Source organism: Cupriavidus sp. 10L43_2, assembly GCF_056395265.1.
Genome location: NZ_JBFTJE010000033.1, coordinates 2,501 through 5,376 on the forward strand (window position 1 = coordinate 2,501; position 2,876 = coordinate 5,376).

Below are 2,876 nucleotides of genomic sequence, written 5' to 3' on the forward strand. Positions count from 1 at the left end.
TGCACGGGATCGTAACTCGCCGGTTCATTCTACAAAAGGCACGCCATCACCCGTTAACGGGCTCTGACTACTTGTAGGCACACGGTTTCAGGATCTCTTTCACTCCCCTTCCGGGGTGCTTTTCACCTTTCCCTCACGGTACTGGTTCACTATCGGTCACTAGGGAGTATTTAGCCTTGGGAGATGGTCCTCCCGGATTCCGACGGAATTTCACGTGTTCCGCCGTACTCAGGATCCACTCWGGAGAGAACGAAGTTTTGACTACAGGGCTGTTACCTCCTATGGCGGGCCTTTCCAGACCTCTTCATCTACCTCGTTCCTTTGTAACTCCGTACAGAGTGTCCTACAACCCCAAGAGGCAAGCCTCTTGGTTTGGGCTGRTCCCGTTTCGCTCGCCGCTACTCAGGGAATCGCATTTGCTTTCTCTTCCTCCGGGTACTTAGATGTTTCAGTTCCCCGGGTCTGCCTTCTCATATCCTATGTATTCAGATATGGATACCACTCCATTACGAGTGGTGGGTTTCCCCATTCGGAAATCTYCGGATCAAAGCTTRCTTACAGCTCCCCGAAGCATATCGGTGTTCGTCCCGTCCTTCATCGGCTCCTAGTGCCAAGGCATCCACCGTGCGCCCTTTCTAACTTAACCGTTAAAAAGAATCACTACGTGATTTCTTGCATTACAATTGAATGTGAATTACTTCTGTTATCTAGTTTTCAAAGAACATTATCTCGAAGAATCGAATGATCCTTCAAAACTAAACAAGACAGGGAACGTTCTGTTTATAAGACCCAAGGTCTTATATTCCGTTAAAATCCTTAGAAAGGAGGTGATCCAGCCGCACCTTCCGATACGGCTACCTTGTTACGACTTCACCCCAATCATCTGTCCCACCTTMGGCGGCTGGCTCCATAAAGGTTACCTCACCGACTTCGGGTGTTACAAACTCTCGTGGTGTGACGGGCGGTGTGTACAAGGCCCGGGAACGTATTCACCGCGGCATGCTGATCCGCGATTACTAGCGATTCCAGCTTCAYGCAGTCGAGTTGCAGACTGCGATCCGAACTGAGAACAGATTTGTGGGATTGGCTTAACCTCGCGGTTTCGCTGCCCTTTGTTCTGYCCATTGTAGCACGTGTGTAGCCCARGTCATAAGGGGCATGATGATTTGACGTCATCCCCRCCTTCCTCCGGTTTGTCACCGGCAGTCACCTTAGAGTGCCCAACTGAATGCTGGCAACTAAGATCAAGGGTTGCGCTCGTTGCGGGACTTAACCCAACATCTCACGACACGAGCTGACGACAACCATGCACCACCTGTCACTCTGCCCCCGAAGGGGACGTCCTATCTCTAGGATTGTCAGAGGATGTCAAGACCTGGTAAGGTTCTTCGCGTTGCTTCGAATTAAACCACATRCTCCACYGCTTGTGCGGGYCCCCGTCAATTCCTTTGAGTTTCASTCTTGCGASCGTACTCCCCAGGCGGAGTGCTTAATGCGTTAGCTGCAGCACTAAGGGGCGGAAACCCCCTAACACYTAGCACTCATCGTTTACGGCGTGGACTACCAGGGTATCTAATCCTGTTYGCTCCCCACGCTTTCGCKCCTCAGCGTCAGTTACAGACCAGAGAGTCGCCTTCGCCACTGGTGTTCCTCCACATCTCTACGCATTTCACCGCTACACGTGGAATTCCACTCTCCTCTTCTGCACTCAAGTTCCCCAGTTTCCAATGACCCTCCCCGGTTGAGCCGGGGGCTTTCACATCAGACTTAAGAAACCGCCTGCGAGCCCTTTACGCCCAATAATTCCGGACAACGCTTGCCACCTACGTATTACCGCGGCTGCTGGCACGTAGTTAGCCGTGGCTTTCTGGTTAGGTACCGTCAAGGTGCCGCCCTATTTGAACGGCACTTGTTCTTCCCTAACAACAGAGCTTTACGATCCGAAAACCTTCATCACTCACGCGGCGTTGCTCCGTCAGACTTTCGTCCATTGCGGAAGATTCCCTACTGCTGCCTCCCGTAGGAGTCTGGGCCGTGTCTCAGTCCCAGTGTGGCCGATCACCCTCTCAGGTCGGCTACGCATCGTCGCCTTGGTGAGCCGTTACCTCACCAACTAGCTAATGCGCCGCGGGTCCATCTGTAAGTGGTAGCCGRAGCCACCTTTTATGTCTGAACCATGCGGTTCAAACAACCATCCGGTATTAGCCCCGGTTTCCCGGAGTTATCCCAGTCTTACAGGCAGGTTACCCACGTGTTACTCACCCGTCCGCCGCTAACATCAGGGAGCAAGCTCCCATCTGTCCGCTCGACTTGCATGTATTAGGCACGCCGCCAGCGTTCGTCCTGAGCCAGGATCAAACTCTCCGATAAAGTAGTTTGACTGACTACGCACATCGCTGTGCGATTTATTTAAAACTTTGAATTAACAGGTACGTTTTGTCTTGTTTAGTTTTCAAAGATCATTACCGCTTGTYGAAGCAGCTTTATTATCTTACCACTCAGCTTCTTTTATGTCAAYAACTTTTTTYAAGTCGTTTTGAAGCTTTTTGTTGTTGTCTGCTGTTCATCAGCGACGTTTAATAATATAACACCCTTTTGAAAGTATGACAATAGTTTTTTAAAAAAAGTCTCCGTTTATTTTCTTTCTTACTTATTTCAGTTTCTCTTCTATAGAAAGAATGCAGTCTTGTGGTTTGGTATATTTTCTTGTATAGTAAGATTGAACTAAATACTTGATGACCACAAGGGGAGCATTAAAGCTGAGAGTGAACGTTTTGTTCTGACCCTTTGAACCTGTTAGTTAACGCTGGCGTAGGGATGTGGCAAAGCCAAATGAATTGCAGTTTTGTAAGCAGCGCGCGGACCTTTTCCCATCC

At 49.8% G+C, this 2,876-nt stretch carries 2 rRNA genes and 1 riboswitch (1 of these 3 cut by a window edge); both genes read right to left on the bottom strand.

Features of this window, described 5'->3' with window-relative positions:
• Positions 1-646, bottom strand: a 23S ribosomal RNA gene (locus tag AC1DEL_RS27335); it reaches 2,283 nt to the left of the window's first position.
• Positions 647-820: 174 nt separating this feature from the next.
• Positions 821-2,370 (bottom strand): 16S ribosomal RNA (locus tag AC1DEL_RS27340).
• Together the 16S and 23S rRNA genes form the textbook arrangement of a ribosomal RNA operon.
• A 364-nt stretch (positions 2,371-2,734) precedes the next feature.
• Positions 2,735-2,835, top strand: a riboswitch (TPP riboswitch).
• Positions 2,836-2,876: the final 41 nt, after the last annotated feature.